The organism is Micromonospora ferruginea (assembly GCF_013694245.2).
GTDB classification, from domain to species: Bacteria; Actinomycetota; Actinomycetes; order Mycobacteriales; family Micromonosporaceae; genus Micromonospora; species Micromonospora robiginosa.
In genome coordinates this window covers 760,024-775,963 of the sequence record NZ_CP059322.2, presented here as the reverse complement: position 1 = coordinate 775,963, position 15,940 = coordinate 760,024, and the positions used below count along the sequence as shown (strand labels likewise).

Below are 15,940 nucleotides of genomic sequence, written 5' to 3'. Positions count from 1 at the left end.
CACCGGCGCGGACCCCGGCGAGCGGGCCGGCGCACCGGCCCGCTCGCGGTACGCGTCGCTCAGCGCACGCCCGCCGGCACCTTGCGGGCCCGCGTCCTGGTGACACCGTTGGCCTTGGCCGCCCGGGTGGTGGCCGCCTTGGCGCCCTTGGCCTCGCCGGCCAGCTTGAGGATCGGCCGCAGGAACTCGCCGGTGTGGCTCTCCGCGACCTCGGCGACCTCCTCCGGGGTGCCGGTGGCGAGCACCGTGCCGCCTCGGTGACCGCCCTCCGGGCCCATGTCGATCAGCCAGTCGGCCGTCTTGATCACGTCGAGGTTGTGCTCGATGGTGATGACCGTGTTGCCCTTGTCGACCAGGCCCTCCAGCACCATCAGCAGCTTGCGGATGTCCTCGAAGTGCAGGCCGGTGGTGGGCTCGTCGAGCACGTAGACCGTCCGGCCGGTGGAGCGCTTCTGCAACTCGGAGGCGAGCTTCACGCGCTGCGCCTCGCCGCCGGAGAGCGTCGGCGCCGGCTGGCCGAGCCGCACGTAGCCCAGCCCGACGTCGACCAGCGTCTTCAGGTGCCGGTGGATGGCCGGGATGGCGGAGAAGAACTCGGCCGCCTCCTCGATCGGCATGTCCAGCACCTCGGCGACGGTGCGGCCCTTGTAGTGCACCTCCAGCGTCTCCCGGTTGTAGCGGGCGCCCTTGCAGACCTCGCAGGGGACGTAGACGTCCGGCAGGAAGTTCATCTCGATCTTGATGGTGCCGTCGCCGGAGCACGCCTCGCAGCGCCCGCCCTTGACGTTGAACGAGAACCGGCCCGGACCGTACCCTCGGACCTTGGCCTCGGTGGTCTCGGCGAAGAGCTTGCGGACGTGGTCCCAGACCCCGGTGTAGGTGGCCGGGTTGGACCGCGGGGTGCGCCCGATCGGCGACTGGTCCACGCCGACGACCTTGTCCACGTGCTCCAAGCCGGTGACCCGGGTGTGCCGGCCGGGCACCAGCCGGGCGCCGTTGATCTGGTTGGCGAGCACCGCGTAGAGGATGTCGTTGACCAGCGTCGACTTGCCCGAGCCGCTGACCCCGGTGACCGCGATGAGCTGCCCCAGCGGGAAGCCCACGGTGAGGTTGCGCAGGTTGTGCTCGCGCGCGCCGTGCACCACCAGCTCGCGTCCCGGCGTCTGCGGCCGGCGGGTGGCCGGGGTCGGGATGGCCTTGCGCCCGGCCAGGTAGGCGCCGGTGACCGACTCCTCGTTGTCGAGCAGCGCCGGCACCGAGCCGCTGTGCACGATCTTGCCGCCGTGCTCACCCGCCCCGGGACCGATGTCGACGATCCAGTCGGCCACCCGGATGGTGTCCTCGTCGTGCTCGACCACGATCAGCGTGTTGCCCAGCCCGCGCAGCCGCAGCAGCGTCTCGATCAGCCGGTGGTTGTCGCGCTGGTGCAGGCCGATCGACGGCTCGTCGAGCACGTAGAGCACGCCGACCAGGCCGGAGCCGATCTGGGTGGCGAGCCGGATGCGCTGCGCCTCGCCGCCGGAGAGCGTGCCCGCCGGACGGTCCAGGGAGAGATAGTCCAGACCGACGTCGAGCAGGAACTTCAGCCGGGCGTTGATCTCCTTGAGCACGCGCTCGGCGATCATCTTCTGCCGGTCGGTCAGCTCGATGCCGGCGAGCAGGTCGGCCGCCTCGCCGACGGAGAGGTTGCAGACCTCGGCGATGCTCTTGCCGGCCAGCGTGACCGCCAGCACCTCCGGCTTGAGCCGGGCGCCGCCGCAGGCCGCGCACGGCACGTCGCGCATGTAGCCCTCGTACTTGTCGCGGGACCACTCCGACTCGGTGTCGTTGTGCCGGCGCTCGATCCACTGCACCACGCCCTCGAAGCCGGTGTAGTAGGAGCGCTCGCGACCGTACTTGTTGCGGTAGCGCACGTGCACCTGGTCGTCGGAGCCGTGCAGGATCGTCTTCTGCGCCCGCGACGGCAGCGCCCGCCACGGCGTGTCGACGTCGAAGTGCTGCGCCTCGCCGAGCGCCTCCAGCAGGCGCAGGAAGTATTCCAGGTTGTGCCCGGTGGCCCAGGGCTGGATCGCGCCCTCGCGCAGCGTGCGCTCCGGGTCCGGGATGACCAGCTCCGGGTCGACCTCCTTCTTGGTGCCGAGGCCGGTGCACTCGGGGCAGGCGCCGTAGGGCGCGTTGAAGGAGAAGACCCGGGGTTCCAGGTCCTCGATGGCGAGCGGGTGGTCGTTCGGGCAGGCCAGGTGCTCGGAGTAGCGGCGCTCCCGGGCCGGGTCGTCCTCCGGCAGGTCGACGAAGTCGAGCAGCACCAGGCCGCTGGAGAGGCCGAGCGCCGCCTCGACCGAGTCGGTGAGCCGCTGCTTGGCGCTCGGCTTCACGCTGAGCCGGTCGATCACCACCTCGATGGTGTGCTTCTCCTGCTTTTTGAGCTTGGGCGGCTCGGTCAGCGGGTGCACCACGCCGTCGACCCGGGCCCGCGCGTAGCCCTTGGCCTGCAGCTCGGCGAAGAGGTCGACGTATTCGCCCTTGCGGCCGCGCACCACCGGCGCGAGCACCATGAACTTGGTGCCCTCGGGCATGGCGAGCACCCGGTCGACGATCTGCTGCGGGCTCTGCTTGGAGATCCGCTCGCCGCAGATCGGGCAGTGCGGCTCGCCGATGCGGGCGAAGAGCAGGCGCAGGTAGTCGTAGACCTCGGTGATGGTGCCGACGGTGGAGCGGGGGTTGCGCGAGGTGGACTTCTGGTCGATGGAGACCGCGGGGCTGAGGCCCTCGATGAAGTCGACATCGGGCTTGTCCATCTGGCCGAGGAACTGCCGGGCGTACGACGACAGCGACTCGACGTAGCGGCGCTGCCCCTCGGCGAAGATGGTGTCGAACGCCAGGCTCGACTTGCCCGAACCGGAGAGCCCGGTGAAGACGATCAGGGCGTCCCGGGGCAGGTCGAGACTGACGTCACGCAGGTTGTGCTCGCGCGCGCCACGGATGATCAGACGGTCGGCCACGGTGCGTGTGCTCCCGGAAGAAGAATGTGAGGCGAAGTCTGTTTTTCGCGAATTGCGGGGGCGCAGGAAAGCGCCCCGGCAACTCTAGCCCCGAGGTGTGACAACTTCCGTCGCGCGCACATTCCCCCAGCTCAGAACGGGCCGGGCGCCGGCGGGGTCGCCGACCGCCCGGTGCGCCGCCGCCCGCCCCGCCAGCCGCCGCGCCGCTCGGCGGCCAGCCGCACCGCGCGCCGTCCGCTCTCGAACGCGATCTCCCGCTGCAACCGGCGCCAGCTCTCCCACCGGCGCGTCGACAGCTCGCCACGGTCCAGCGCGTCCCGCACCGCGCAGGCCGGCTCGGCGTCGTGCGCGCAGTCGGCGTACCGGCAGCCGGCGGCCAGCTCGGCGATGTCGGCGAACGCCCGGTCCAGCCCGGCGGCGCCGTCCAGCAGGCCGACCGCCCGTACGCCGGGGGTGTCCAGCACCGCTCCCCCACCCGGCAGCGGCACCAGCGCCCGCCAGGTGGTGGTGTGCCGGCCCTTGCCGTCGACCCGGCGGATCGCCTGGGTGGGCATCACCTCCGCCCCGGCCAGCGCGTTGACCAGGCTCGACTTGCCGGCGCCGGAGGGACCGAGCAGGCCCAGCGTGCGCCCGGGGGCCACGTGCCGGCGCAGCGGCGCCAGGCCGGTGCCCCGCTCGGCGCTGACCGGCAGCACCGGCACCCCGGGGGCCAGCTCGGCCAACTGCCGGGCCACCGCCTCCGGGTCGGCCGCCAGGTCGGCCTTGGTGAGCAGCACCAGCGGCTCGGCGCCGGACTCGTGCACGAGCGAGAGCAGCCGTTCGATCCGGGCGGCGTCCGGCGCCGGGTGCACCGGCTCGACCACCGCGGCGGCGTCGATGTTGGCGGCCAGCACCTGGCCGCTGGCGTCCTTGCCGGCGGTGCGCCGCACCAGCGCGGTGCGCCGGGGCAGCACCGTCTCCACGGTGACCGGGCCGTCCGGCCAGGTGGCCAGCAGCACCCAGTCGCCCGCGCACGGCAGCGCGGTCAGGTCGCGGGCCGCGGCGGCGAGCACGCCGCCGCCGAGGCTGGCCCGCACCGGGCCCTCCGGGCACAGCACGGTGCACACGCCGCGGTCCACCCGGGCCACCCGCCCGGGTCGGTGGTCGAATCGCCGGTCGAGATGGGCAGCCCGGTCGGCGTCCCAGCCGAGTGCGGTCAGGTCGAGGTTCATGATGTCCCCGACGGTAGGGGGCGCGCCGACGCGCCGAAAGCGATTTCCCCGGCGGCGCGGAGCGGCCCGGCCCGCTAGGGTCGAACGCGATGACGACTGATCCCCTGCTGCTGACCGGCGAGCTGGCCGCGGCCAACGACCGGCTGCTGCGTACCGTGGCCGGCCTGACCGCCGCGGACGTCGCGGCGCCGTCGCCGCTGCCGGGCTGGACCCGCGCGCACGTGCTCACCCACCTGGCCCGCAACGCCGACGGGTTCGTCAACCTGCTCACCGCCGCCCGCACCGGCGAACCGATCCCGATGTACGCCTCGGTCGAGGCGCGTAACGCCGACATCGAGACGGGCGCCGGCCGGGGGCCGGCGGACCTCCTGGACGACCTGCGCCGCAGCGCCCAGCGCTTCGACGTGGCGGTGGCGGAGATGCCGGCCGAGGCGTGGGGCGCGACGGTGCAGGCCCGACGCGGTCCGTGGCCGGCGGCGCTGGTGGTGTGGGGCCGGCTGCGCGAGGTCGAGGTGCACCACGTCGACCTGGGCGCCGGCTACCGGCCGGCCGACTGGCCGGAGGCGTTCGCCCTGCGGCTGCTGCACGAGGTGACGGCCGGCCTGGCCGGCGACCCGGGCGCGCCGGCCATGGTGCTGCGGGTGGACGGCGCCGCCCACGAGATCACCGTGGGCGACCCCGAGGGGGCGCCCACGATCACCGGCCCCGCGCCGGAACTCGCCGCCTGGCTGACCGGCCGGGGCACGGGCGAGCTGCTCACCGTCGACCCCGACGGCCCCCTGCCGACTCCACCGGAATGGATCTGAACCCCGTCATGACCTACACCGGAGACGTCACGCCCGGCGGCCCGCCGGCCGTGCGCGAGCTCGACCGGCTCACCGTCACCAAGCTGTCGGTGGGCCCGATGGACAACAACGCCTACCTGCTGCGCTGCCACGCCACCGGTGAGCAGGCGCTCATCGACGCCGCCAACGAGGCGCCCCGCCTGCTGGAGCTGATCGGCGACGGCGGGCTGGCGACCGTGGTCACCACCCACCGGCACATGGACCACTGGGTCGCGCTGGAGGAGGTCGTGGCCAAGACCGGCGCCCGCGCGCTGGTGCACGCCGACGACGCCGAGGGCCTGCCGATCGCCGCCGAGGCGCTGCGCGAGGGCGACACCGTCGCCGTCGGCGACTGCGAGCTGGAGGTGATCCACCTGCGCGGGCACACCCCGGGCTCGATCGCGCTGCTCTACCGCGACCCGGCGGGCACCCCGCACCTCTTCACCGGCGACTCGCTTTTTCCCGGTGGGGTGGGCAACACCGACCAGGACCCGGAACGCTTCGGCCAGCTCATCGACGACGTCGAGGCCCGGCTCTTCGACCGGTTGCCGGACGAGACCTGGTTCTACCCGGGCCACGGCAAGGACAGCACGCTCGGCGCCGAGCGACCCGCCGTGCCGCAGTGGCGGGCGCGCGGCTGGTGAACGCGCCGGGCCCGGCCTCCCCCGTGGCGGCCGGGCCCGGCCCGCTCAGCCGGTCACCGCGCGCAGCCGCCGCCGGGTGCCGAGCAGCACCGGGCCGGCGAGCAGCAGCCCGACCGTCATGGTGAGCACCGTCGGGTCGGGCGCGCCGGGCAGCAGCCCGGTCAGCGTCCGCGCGGCCAGCCCGAGCGCCACGTAGAGCCCGGCCCAGGCGGTGGCGCCGAGCGCCGCGCAGGCGACGAACCGCCGGTACGGCATCCGCAGCCCGCCGGCGGCCAGCGGCAGTAACGCGTTGAACACCGGCAGGAACGGCGCCACCAGCACGATCCGCCCGCCGCGGCGACGCAGCAGCGTCTCGGCGGCCGCCCAGCGGGACTCGCCGATCCAGTCGCCCAGCCGGCCGCGTCGCAGCCGCGCGCCCCAGAGCCGGCCGGCGAGGAAGCTCAACGACCACCCGGCCACGCAGCCGGCGACCACCGCGGCGACCGCCGCCGCCCCGCCGACCGGCCGGCCCGCCCCGACCGCGGCGAGGACCGCGGCGTCGCCGGGCACCAGCACCCCGAGCAGCGGTACGGCGTCGGCGAGCATCACCACGCCCAGCAGCCCCATCAGCAGCGTGGTGGGAAGCTGCCCGAACTGGGCGAGGAGATCCGTCATGCCTGGCACGCTATGCCCGATCGGGCGCGCGGGACATCGGGCGTGATCCCCCACACGCCCCCGATGTCGCCTCCGGAGGATCCCCGAGAGTCAGCGGGGGCGCAGCACCTGCACCCGGCGTACCGGGGAGTCGACGGCCGGCTCGGTGGTCGGCACCGGGTAGCTGGCCACCAGCTCCAGCCCGTCCGGCGGCAGGTGGCCCCGGTCCGGGTCGCCGAGGAGCACCTCGACGCCCCGGTCGGCGCAGCGCCGCAGGTAGGGCAGGACCCGGGCGGCCAGGTCCGCGTCGTAGAGGACGTCGCCGGCCACCAGCAGGTCGACGTCCGCCACGCCGTCGAGCAGGTCGTCGCCGTCGGCGGTCACCCGGACCCGGTTCGCCCGGGCGTTGACGGTCACGGCGGCCAGCGCGTACGGGTCGACGTCGTTGGCCACCACGTCGGCGGCGCCGGCCAGCGCGGCGGCGACGGCCACCAGCCCCGAGCCGGCGGCCAGGTCGAGCACGCGCCGCCCGGCGGCGAGTTCGGGGTGGTCGAGCAGGTGCCGGGCCAGCGCCTGCCCGCCGGCCCAGACGGACGCCCAGTACGGCGGTGGGAGCGACCGGCCGGCGGCGGCCTCCATCCGCGCCCACCACAGGATCGCGTCCTCGGCCAGGTGCAACCGCACCTCGGGCACGAACGGCGCGGCCATCAGTCGCAGCCGGTCCGGGCCCACCCCGGGCGTCGTGATCTCCCGTTGCAGGTCGGTCAGCGCCGTCGGAGTGCTCATCGGGGCAAGCATGCCGCGCCCCGGCCACCGACGGTGGCATTTCCGGCGCCTAGGTATTCGCGAGCCACGCCGGCACTTCCGCCAGCGGATCCGGGTCCGGGCGGTTACTGTCGGACTGGTACAGGGCGATCACCGGCCGCGGGCCGGTGCTCACCCGCATTGAACAGGGAGAGACGCATGGCAACCGGCACGGTCAAGTGGTTCAACTCGGAAAAGGGCTTCGGCTTCATCGAGCAGGACGGCGGAGGCCCGGACGTGTTCGTCCACTACTCGGCCATCCAGAGCAGTGGCTACCGCGAGCTGAACGAGGGCCAGAAGGTCGAGTTCGAGGTGACGCAGGGCCAGAAGGGCCCGCAGGCGGACAACGTTCGTCCGATGTGACGATGTGCCGGTGGCGGCGGTCGGATCCCGACCGCCGCCGCAGCGCGCTATCCGGCGGGTGCCGCCGGCAGGTCCCGCCGCCGGCGTAGCGGCCCGACCAGCAGCAGCAGCGGGGTCAGCGCCAGCCAGGCGGTCATCACCCGGATCGCCCCGGCCGGCCCCCACGCCGCGCCCAGCGCGCCGGCCGCCAGCGCGGCGAGCGGGATGGTGCCGTAGTTGAGCAACTGCATGCTCACGGTGACCCGGCCGAGCAGCCGGTGCGGCGTGTAGGTCTGCCGGAAGCTCCCCTTGACCACGTTGCCGATCGCGACGCCCAGGCTCACCAGCGTGCCGCCGAGCACCAGCCAGGCCGTCCGGGCGCCGGGGCCGGCGAGCGGGATGAGCAGCGCGGGCGGGCCGGTCAGCGCGCCGGCGACCAGCAGCGCGCGGGCGGTGCCGACCCGGCGGGCCAGCCGGGCGGCGAGCGCCGCGCCGAGCACCCCGCCGAGGCTGGCCAGTCCGATCAGGAGGCCGACCAGCCCGGCCGGCAGGTCGGCCGAGCGGACCAGGAAGACCACCAGCACCGCCTGGTAGCCGGTGAGCCCGATGTTGCTGGCCGCGCCGAAGACCGTCAGCACCCGCAGGTACGGATCCCGGGTGACGAAGCGCAGCCCGTCGACGACCTCCCGGCGCATCGACGCGGTCGCGGAGGGGCGGTGCGGCCGGGGTTCGACCGCCCGGATGCGGTGCAGGCACAGCGCCGACGCCAGGAAGCTCACCGCGTCCAGCGCCACCGCGGTCACCGCGCCGGCGAGTTGGGCGATCAGGCCGGCCAGCCCGGGGCCGAGCAGGTAGCTCGCGGTCTGGGTGGCGTGCAGCCGGGAGTTGGCCGGCGGAACCTGTTCGGGCGGCAGCAGGGTGGGCAGGTAGACCTGGTCGGCGGTCTCGAAGAAGACCCGGGCCAGGCCGGCGCCGAGCGCCACGACCAGCAGGTGCCCGACGGTGAGCAGGTCCAGCAGGGCGGCCACCGGCACGCTGGCGAACAACGCGGCGGCGCACAGGTCGGCGGCGATCATCACCGGCCGGCGGCGGACCCGGTCGACCCAGGCGCCGACCGGCAGGCCGGCGAGCAGCCAGGGCAGCCAGGCCGCGGCGGTGAGCACCGCCACCTGGAACGTGCTGGCGTCCAGCACCGCCACGGCGACCAGCGGCAACGCCACGGTGGTCATGTTGCTGCCCACCGCGCTGATCGTGTGGCCGGTCCAGAGCAGCCGGAAGTCGCGGTGCCGGAACAGCCCACCCTGCGGCGCCATGGCGGGCGGCGCGGGCGCGCCGGCCGGGGCGGTCACGGCCGGCCCGGGACGCCGTGGGCGAACACGAAAACCGGCTCACGGGTCTGCCCGTCGTCGGGGGTGGCGCGGTCCGCCCAGCGCATGAGCAGCGCGATCACCTCGCGGCTGAGCTCGGTCAGCTCGTCCGGGGTCAGGTGCAGCCAGTGGTCGGTGCTGAACGGTCCGTCGCCCCAGGCGACGTGGGCCTCCTCGGGAGCGGCGTGCCAGGCCCGCACCAGCTCGGCGTGGCGCTCCAGGTTGAGCGAGCTGGCCGCGTCGGCCACCACCCGGGCGGACGGGTCGTCGTCGAAGTCGGTGTGGGACCAGCGCACCCCCCGGTTGCGGGGCTTCCACCAGCGCTCGCGGCGGTCGCGGGCCAGCTCGGGCGCCTCGACGAGCAGGTCGGCGGCGGCCAGCACCTTGAGGTGGTGGCTGACGTTCGCCGGCGCCTGGTCGGTGCGTTCGGCGAGCATGCCCACGGTGCACGGGCCGTAGACCTTGAGCACGTCCATGAGGCGGCGGCGGAGCGGGTGGGCGAGCGCGGCGAGCACCCGGCTGTCGGTGACCTGTCTGACCGTCGGCTGATCCATGCGGCCGAGTCTGGCATTAGCAAGAGGCGTTGCGCAACAGTCGTTGCGAAACTCGCTGTCCCGGCGCCGCGACGCTGCAGTCGTCGCGGCGCGGGCGGATCAGGCCGTGAGCCGCCGGGACAACTCGTCGGCGACGTTGCGGGCGATCTGTGGCGGGATCGCTGCCGCGATCTTCTCCGGCGGCAATCCGGCCAGGACGCCCGTGATGATCTGTTGCTCGTCCGTGAAGTCCTTGCCGGACAACGCGTTCACCTGGGCCACCAGCGCGGGCCAGCCCTGCAGCATCGCCAACATCTGACGCAGCGGCGAGTCCGCCGCCGGCTGCGTGATCAGCCCGGTGGTGTTGGCCGGCGAGATCAGCCAGTTGCGCAGGTTCTGCAGGTCGGCGAGGACGTCACCGACCGTACGACTGGACGAGCCGGTGTCGCGGACGAGTTTGTCGGTCTGTTCCATCTCGGGCTCCGGTTTCGGTGGGGCGATCAGGCCGATCGCGGTGAGGTAGCGGCGAAACAGCGGGGTCTGGTCCCGGCCCGCCTTGGTCGAGTCGCGGAAGAAGCTGATGTGCGTGTGGTACAGGTGGCTGCTGTCCCCGCCGGTACGCCGGCCCAGCCGGTCCCACCGCCGCACGGTCCGGCCGTCCGCGGAGTAGATGACCTCCCGGATGTCCCGGGAGTCCGCCGCGTTCGCCGCGCACTGCGCCACCAGCCAGGTGGAGAACGTGCGCAGCGTGTGCGTGGCACCGCCGGAGCGGACCGAGAACGTGCCGACGTCCAGTGCGGACGCGTACAGCGTCAACCCGGAGCGGTCCCGGGTGGACTCCACCACCGAGTAGTCGTTGGTGACCACCCGGTCCGAGCCGCAGTGGTAGCCGCCCCGGTGGCTGGGATCACCGACGATGCCGACCTCGGCCGGCTCGAGGTCGGCGTCCCGGACGACGTTCTTGTCGACGTTGAGGTAGGCGAGTAACAGGGTGCGGACGGCCAGCAGGTTTGCCGGGGCCGACGTCATGGCAGATCCCCTCCGATCGATCGTCGGTACGGGCACTGCAGTCACGACGCGTGATGAGGTGAGATCTGCGGACGCGCCCCTACCGGATGACTGCACGACAACGGGCACTTGCCTGAAGACTATCCCCGGTTAGAGGAAATGCCCAGGTCAAGGCCAAGATTTACGATTATCTACCCGGTGTGGACGACGCCTTCGCGAGCGGCAGCAGCACCGCCGACGGGTGCGCGCGGTCGTGCAGCACCTCCCGCCAACCGGCACGCAGTGTGACGGCAGTGCCGAGCGGCTCGCCAGTGCCGGGATTGCGCGCGTACCGCGGGTGGGCGCCGCCGGAGACCTGCAGCCGCAACCGGTGCCCGGGCGCGAACCGGTGGGCGGCCGGCCACAGCGCGACCGGCACCCGGAGCACGCCGGAGCCGTCGGCCGGGAACCGTCCCGGCTCGACCCGGACCAGGCCGTCGCACACGTTCCACGAGCGCCCGCCCCGGTCCACGTCGCACAGCCGCACGAACACGTCCAGGTAGGACAGCTCGCTGCGCAGGTGGATCTCGGCGTGCACCGGCCCGATCACCTCCACCGGCTCGCGCAGCGGCTCGGTGGTGTAGGTCAGCACGTCCGGGCGGGACTCCACCGGGCGGTTGTCCACCGCGCCCGCCCGCTGGGCAACCAGCAGCGGCCCGCCCAGCGACGGGGTCGGGTCGGCCGGGTCGTACCGGATCCGGTCCGGTCCGCCGCCGGCCGGCGGCGCGGGGTCGAGGCCACCGTCGGGTTGCAGGTGCCAGCGCGTCGCCGCGGCCGGCGGCGGCCAGTCCGGCAGGTCCCGCCAGCCGCCCCCGACGCCGCCGACGTGCACCCGGACCGGGGCGCGCTCCGACGCCGGGCCGTCGGCCAGGTGCTCGGCGAACCAGTCCAGCCCCTCCCGCAGCGACGCGACCAGCAGCCCGGGGCTGCCGTGCGTCCACGGGCCGACGGTCAACCTCGGGCGGGCGCCGGCGGCCCGCAGCCGGGCGTAGTCGTCGAGCTGGGCCGGCAGGAAGATGTCCTGCCAGCCGCTGACCATGGCGACCGGCGCGCGCACCTCGTCGATCCGCTCGCCGAAGACCCGGGCCCGCCAGTAGTCGGCGCCCGGGGTGTGGTGGCGCAGCCACTCCTGGAAGAACGGCACCGTCACGCCGGTGGCGACCCGGTCCGCCTCGGCCAGCGGCAGGTGCGTCAACGCCCGTACCAGCCGGGGCTGGCCCCGCTTCAGCTCCCACTGCCGGGCCAGCCAGGGCACGGTCTGCGCCTGCAGCAGCTCGGCCCAGGTGAGCACCGTGTCCAGCGCGAACGACTCCCCCGCGTACGTCGAGTCGCGGGTGCCCGAGGCGGTCACCACCGCGACCATCGCGCGCAGCTCGTCGCCGGCCTCGGCGGCCACCGCCCACTGCACGAAACCCTGGTAGCTGGCGCCGAACATGCCGAACGCGCCGGTCCACCACCGCTGGCGGCGCAGCCAGTCGAGGGTGTCCAGGCCGTCGTCGCGCTCGTGCACCAGCGGGGCGAACTCGCCCCCGGAGCCGTACGTGCCGCGGCAGGACTGGATCACCACGTGGAAGCCGCGCTCGGCGACCAGCCGGCCGAGCAGCCGGATCGGCCCACCCCGCCCGTACGGGGTGCGGATCAGCACGCAGGGCGCGCCGGGCAGGTCGGGCGCGTAGTGGTCGGTGCGCAGGGTGGTCCCGTCGCGGACCCGGACCGGAAGGTTGCGGGTGACGGTGACCCGGCCGGTGCGGGCGGCGGGCAGCCGCAGCGCCGCCGCGGCGAGCCGGGTGACCAGCCGCACGGTCAGCGGTCGCCGGACGGTTCGGCGGTGACGCGGGCGGCGCGCACCTCGTCGCGGTGCGCCCGCATGCTGTGCACCATCTCGCCCATGAACCGGTGCACCACGGCGAGTTCCTCGTCGGTGAACCGGTCCATCACCGCGTCGGTGCGCCGGCCCAGCGGGCCGAAGAAGCTCTGCGCCAGGGTGGCGCCCCGGTCGGCGTAGTGCAGCAGGATCTTGCGGCGGTCGGCGGTGTCCCGGTCGCGGCGGATGTGGCCCGCGCGCTCCAGCCGATCGACGAGCGCGGTGACCGAACCGGACGAGAGGTTGAGCACGTCGCCGAGCCGTCCGGGGGTGATCGGGTCACCCACCAGCTCGGCCTCCATCACCGCGATCAGCGCCTGCAGGTCGGTCGGGTTGAGCCCGTGCAGGCCGGCGAACGCGTGCCCGACGTGCTGCGCGTCCGCCGAGTAGCGACGCAGGTCGTTGGTGATCTCGGCGACCAGGCGCCCCCGCGGGTCGTCCCGTCGCCGGTACATGCCATGCCCCGTCACCGCTCGCCGCCACCCCCTGCCCGGTCCGGTTGCAGCATAGAGCCTTCCCGGATAATCTCGCTCATCAAGATACTCGGCTAGCGAGAATCGTTCGCCCCAAGGCATGTGAGGCCTGAAGATGTCTCTGTTCACCCGCGTCGCCCGGGGCCGGTTGGCCGCCTGGCTCACCGTGGTCGCCGCCATCGTCGTCGGCGCGGTCGTCTTCGGTCTACCCACGCCGGACAACCCCCAACCGGTCTCCGCCACCGGACTGTCCGTGCAGTGGCAGTCGACCCAGGTCGAGCGGCTCCAGGACCAGCTACCCTCCCGCGACACCCAGCCCGCGCTGGTGGTGGTCAGCCGCGCCGACCGGGCCCCGCTGAGCACCGCCGACCGCAGCGCGCTCGACGGCGCGGCCGGCAAGCTCGGCGCGCTCGCCGTCGGCGGCCGGGTCGCCCCGGCCCAGCTCTCCCCGGACGGCACGGTGGCCCTGGTCGCGGTGCCGCTGTCCACCGCCGGCGACCAGCAGGCCGTGGTCGACGAGGTGGTCAAGGTGCGCGACGCCGTGGCCGACCTGCCCGACGACCTGACCGTCGAGGTCACCGGCGGGCCCGCCTTCACCGCCGACCTGAGCAAGGTGTTCCAGGGCGCCGACACCACGCTGCTGCTGGTCACCGCCGCGGTCGTCGCGCTGCTGCTGCTCGTCACCTACCGCAGCCCGTTCCTGTGGCTCGTGCCGCTGCTGGTGGTCGCCGCCGCCGAGCAGTTCACCCTGCGCACGGTGGAGACCGTCGTGCCCGCGCTGGGGATCTACCTGCCCAGCGGCCAGGTCACCGGCATCGCCAGCGTGCTCGTCTTCGGCGCCGCCACCGACTACGCGCTGCTGCTCATCGCCCGCTACCGTGAGGAACTGCGCCGCGAGGAGAACCGGTTCACCGCCATGCGGGCGGCCCTGCGCCGCACCGCCGAGCCGATCCTGGCCAGCGGCGGCACCGTCGTGCTCGGCGTGCTCACGCTGCTGCTCTCGGAGCAGGAGACCAACCGGGCGCTCGCGGTCGCGTGCGCCATCGGCGTCGTCTTCGCCATGCTCTCCGCCCTGTTCGTGCTCCCCGCCGCGCTGGTGCTCTTCGGCCGCGGCCTGTTCTGGCCGTTCGTCCCCCGGGTGGGCAGCGCCGCCCGCGAGGGCCGGCTCTGGGGCCGCCTCGGCGAGCTGGTCGTCCGCCGGCCGCTGCCGGTGGCGGTGCTGTCCACCCTGCTCCTCGCCGGCCTCGCGCTCGGCGGCCTGGGCATCCGCACCGGCCTGTCCGAGACCGAGCAGTTCCGGGAGCGCCCCGAGGCGGTCACCGGCGCGGAGACCCTCGCGCGGGCGTTCCCGGCCGGCAGCACCCAGCCGGTCGCCGTGCTCACCAACCCGCAGGCCGCCCCCGCGGTGCTCGCCGCCGCCACCGCCGTCGACGGCGTCGCCTCGGCCCGACCCAGCACCGCCGGCGACCGGATCGCCCAGGTCGACGTGGTGCTCACCGCCGAACCCGGCACCGCCGCCTCCGACCGCGCGGTCGTGGCCCTGCGCGACGCGGTCGCCGCCGTACCGGACTCCGCGCCACCCACCGTCGACGGCGCCGACGCCCCCGACGGCGCCCTGGTCGGCGGCACCGTCGCCGCCACCTACGACTCGACCCAGGCCAACACCAAGGACCTGCGGCTGATCCTGCCGATCATCCTGCTGCTCGTCGGCGCCGTGTTGGTGCTGCTGCTGCGCGGCCTGCTCGCCCCGCTGCTGCTGGTGCTGACCGTGATCGCGTCGTTCTTCGCCAGCCTCGGCGCGGCCTGGCTGATCTTCGACCACGTGCTGGACTTCCCGGCGCTGGACAGCGGCGTGCTGCTGCTGGCCTTCGTGTTCCTGGTCGCGCTCGGCGTGGACTACAACATCTTCCTGGTCACCCGGGCCCGGGAGGACGCCCGCCGCACCGGCACCCGCGACGGCATGCTGTCGGCGCTGCGGGTCACCGGCGGCGTCATCACCAGCGCCGGCGTGCTGCTGGCCGCGGTCTTCGCGGTGCTGGGCGTGCTGCCGCTGATCACGCTCACCCAGATCGGGATCATCGTCTGCGTCGGCGTGCTGCTGGACACGCTGCTGGTGCGCACCGTCCTGGTGCCGTCGCTGGCGTTCCTGCTCGGCGACCGGTTCTGGTGGCCCGGAAAGATCACCCGCGAGCCCGACGCGCCCGCCGAGGCGGCCGACGTGCCGGCCGAGCCGGTCACCGCGCGGGACTGACCCCGTCGGCCGGGGGCGGCGTGTCACCGCCCCCGGCCGGTCCGGTCAGAACGCGAGGCACTCGCAGCCGGTCATCAGCTCACGCACGTTGTAGACGTACTGCGGGTTGGGGATGTCCAGCGGCTTCCCCTTCTGGGCCACCGCGGCGTGCCCGAAGTTGTACGCCGAGATCACCGCGTTCAGCAGGCAGGAATTCAACTTGGCCGTGCACAGCGAGGCGTCGAGCCGGTAGTCCGACTCGAAGTACATGTCGCCGATGTACTTGGTCAGCCATGCCAGGTAGGTGCCGCCCAGGTAGGCGTTGTCACGATAGTCGTCGATGTCGTACGACTGCTCGAACCGCTGGTTCATCCACTCCGCGGTGGCCGGCATGACCTGCATCAGCCCGACGCCGGTGTCGCAGGCGTAGATGTTGGACTGCCAGCCGCTCTCCTGCCAGGCGGTGGCCTTCATCAGCGCCGACGGGATGCGGATGTCCGGCGCCGAGGTGGGCCAGTAGGTGCGCCCCGCCGCGTCGGTCAACGCCTTCTTCACCGCACTCCGGCTCGCCTCGGTGCCCCGGTAGCTCGGCTTGCAGCCGGCGGCCGGCGGCTTCGGCGCCGGCGGCACCCGGGTCTCGGTCGGCGGCTTCGGCTCGGCCAGCGGCGCGGTGGACGTGCGCGACGGCTTCGGCCGGGGCTTCGCGCTCGCCGACGGGCTGGGCCGCCCGCCCATCGCCTCGACCCCGGCCGGCTCCTCGCTCGGCGCGTCGGCCGGCGCGTCGGCCGGCTCCTCGACCGGTGCCGCCGTGGGCAGTTCCGCGGCCACCCCGCGAACCGGTGGCTCCTCGCCGCCGCACCCGCTGACCGCCCCCGCCGCCAGCAGCGCCACCACCGCAGCCGCGGCCAACCGGCCGACTCCTCGCCGCATCGGACCTCCCCGTGGTTCCGTCGGCGCACCCTAACA

At 74.0% G+C, this 15,940-nt stretch carries 14 protein-coding genes; 4 read left to right on the top strand and 10 right to left on the bottom strand.

Annotated elements, in window-relative coordinates; translation table 11 throughout:
• Window positions 1–59 precede the first annotated feature (59 nt).
• Window positions 60–3,002: an excinuclease ABC subunit UvrA gene (gene uvrA, locus H1D33_RS03665; protein ID WP_181569402.1), complete on the bottom strand. Its 2,943-nt coding sequence runs from the start codon at window positions 3,000–3,002 to the stop codon at window positions 60–62.
• Between the two features lie 131 nt (window positions 3,003–3,133).
• Window positions 3,134–4,213 carry a ribosome small subunit-dependent GTPase A gene (gene rsgA / locus H1D33_RS03660; protein WP_181569403.1) on the bottom strand — a complete coding sequence of 360 codons (1,080 nt, stop codon included), beginning with the start codon at window positions 4,211–4,213 and terminating at the stop codon, window positions 3,134–3,136.
• Between the two features lie 89 nt (window positions 4,214–4,302).
• On the opposite strand from rsgA, the gene H1D33_RS03655 reads away from it, so the two are divergent.
• The gene (locus tag H1D33_RS03655; protein WP_181569404.1) at window positions 4,303–5,019 is read left to right on the top strand and encodes a maleylpyruvate isomerase family mycothiol-dependent enzyme; all 717 of its coding nucleotides are present in this window, start codon (window positions 4,303–4,305) and stop codon (window positions 5,017–5,019) included.
• Window positions 5,020–5,027: 8 nt separating this feature from the next.
• Entirely contained in the window at window positions 5,028–5,681 is a 654-nt protein-coding gene (locus H1D33_RS03650) for an MBL fold metallo-hydrolase (RefSeq protein WP_181569405.1), read from the top strand.
• A 45-nt stretch (window positions 5,682–5,726) separates the two neighbouring features.
• Here the strand turns inward: H1D33_RS03650 and H1D33_RS03645 are convergent, their stop codons facing one another.
• Both H1D33_RS03645 and H1D33_RS03640 read right to left on the bottom strand, forming a co-directional pair.
• A complete protein-coding gene (locus H1D33_RS03645; RefSeq protein WP_181569406.1) occupies window positions 5,727–6,335 on the bottom strand; it encodes a DedA family protein in 609 nt (202 codons plus the stop codon).
• A 90-nt stretch (window positions 6,336–6,425) separates the two neighbouring features.
• Window positions 6,426–7,100, bottom strand: a complete 675-nt coding sequence (locus H1D33_RS03640; RefSeq protein ID WP_181569407.1) for a class I SAM-dependent methyltransferase — start codon at window positions 7,098–7,100, stop codon at window positions 6,426–6,428.
• Window positions 7,101–7,277: 177 nt separating this feature from the next.
• On the opposite strand from H1D33_RS03640, the gene H1D33_RS03635 reads away from it, so the two are divergent.
• Entirely contained in the window at window positions 7,278–7,481 is a 204-nt protein-coding gene (locus tag H1D33_RS03635) for a cold-shock protein (RefSeq protein ID WP_013287480.1), read from the top strand.
• A 47-nt stretch (window positions 7,482–7,528) separates the two neighbouring features.
• Here the strand turns inward: H1D33_RS03635 and H1D33_RS03630 are convergent, their stop codons facing one another.
• The 5 genes from H1D33_RS03630 to H1D33_RS03610 form a co-directional block, all read right to left on the bottom strand.
• Complete coding sequence (locus H1D33_RS03630; protein WP_246411709.1) at window positions 7,529–8,809, bottom strand: MFS transporter; 1,281 nt, start codon at window positions 8,807–8,809, stop codon at window positions 7,529–7,531.
• Window positions 8,806–9,381: an ArsR/SmtB family transcription factor gene (locus H1D33_RS03625; protein ID WP_181569408.1), complete on the bottom strand. Its 576-nt coding sequence runs from the start codon at window positions 9,379–9,381 to the stop codon at window positions 8,806–8,808. Before H1D33_RS03625 ends, H1D33_RS03630 begins: the two co-directional genes overlap by 4 nt.
• A 99-nt stretch (window positions 9,382–9,480) precedes the next feature.
• Window positions 9,481–10,389 (bottom strand): hypothetical protein, encoded by a 909-nt coding sequence (locus H1D33_RS03620; RefSeq protein ID WP_181569409.1) that lies wholly within the window; start codon window positions 10,387–10,389, stop codon window positions 9,481–9,483.
• 166 nt (window positions 10,390–10,555) lie between these two features.
• Entirely contained in the window at window positions 10,556–12,214 is a 1,659-nt protein-coding gene (locus H1D33_RS03615; RefSeq protein ID WP_181572923.1) for a CocE/NonD family hydrolase, read from the bottom strand.
• Window positions 12,211–12,726 (bottom strand): MarR family winged helix-turn-helix transcriptional regulator, encoded by a 516-nt coding sequence (locus H1D33_RS03610; protein WP_181569410.1) that lies wholly within the window; start codon window positions 12,724–12,726, stop codon window positions 12,211–12,213. Before H1D33_RS03610 ends, H1D33_RS03615 begins: the two co-directional genes overlap by 4 nt.
• Window positions 12,727–12,859: 133 nt before the next feature.
• On the opposite strand from H1D33_RS03610, the gene H1D33_RS03605 reads away from it, so the two are divergent.
• A complete protein-coding gene (locus H1D33_RS03605; protein ID WP_181569411.1) occupies window positions 12,860–14,995 on the top strand; it encodes an MMPL family transporter in 2,136 nt (711 codons plus the stop codon).
• 45 nt (window positions 14,996–15,040) lie between these two features.
• Here the strand turns inward: H1D33_RS03605 and H1D33_RS03600 are convergent, their stop codons facing one another.
• Window positions 15,041–15,904, bottom strand: coding sequence for a transglycosylase SLT domain-containing protein (locus H1D33_RS03600; RefSeq protein ID WP_181569412.1), 864 nt, complete (start codon window positions 15,902–15,904; stop codon window positions 15,041–15,043).
• Window positions 15,905–15,940 lie beyond the last annotated feature (36 nt).

Bases quoted from the DNA above. Each gene is read 5' to 3' on its own strand.
- H1D33_RS03610 (WP_181569410.1), bottom strand. From the start codon at position 12,726: ATGTACCGGCGACGGGACGACCCGCGGGGGCGCCTGGTCGCCGAGATC.
- H1D33_RS03600 (WP_181569412.1), bottom strand. From the start codon at position 15,904: ATGCGGCGAGGAGTCGGCCGGTTGGCCGCGGCTGCGGTGGTGGCGCTG.
- H1D33_RS03645 (WP_181569406.1), bottom strand. From the start codon at position 6,335: ATGACGGATCTCCTCGCCCAGTTCGGGCAGCTTCCCACCACGCTGCTG.
- H1D33_RS03625 (WP_181569408.1), bottom strand. From the start codon at position 9,381: ATGGATCAGCCGACGGTCAGACAGGTCACCGACAGCCGGGTGCTCGCC.
- rsgA (WP_181569403.1), bottom strand. From the start codon at position 4,213: ATGAACCTCGACCTGACCGCACTCGGCTGGGACGCCGACCGGGCTGCC.
- H1D33_RS03635 (WP_013287480.1), top strand. From the start codon at position 7,278: ATGGCAACCGGCACGGTCAAGTGGTTCAACTCGGAAAAGGGCTTCGGC.
- H1D33_RS03650 (WP_181569405.1), top strand. From the start codon at position 5,028: ATGACCTACACCGGAGACGTCACGCCCGGCGGCCCGCCGGCCGTGCGC.
- H1D33_RS03640 (WP_181569407.1), bottom strand. From the start codon at position 7,100: ATGAGCACTCCGACGGCGCTGACCGACCTGCAACGGGAGATCACGACG.
- H1D33_RS03655 (WP_181569404.1), top strand. From the start codon at position 4,303: ATGACGACTGATCCCCTGCTGCTGACCGGCGAGCTGGCCGCGGCCAAC.
- H1D33_RS03620 (WP_181569409.1), bottom strand. From the start codon at position 10,389: ATGACGTCGGCCCCGGCAAACCTGCTGGCCGTCCGCACCCTGTTACTC.
- H1D33_RS03605 (WP_181569411.1), top strand. From the start codon at position 12,860: ATGTCTCTGTTCACCCGCGTCGCCCGGGGCCGGTTGGCCGCCTGGCTC.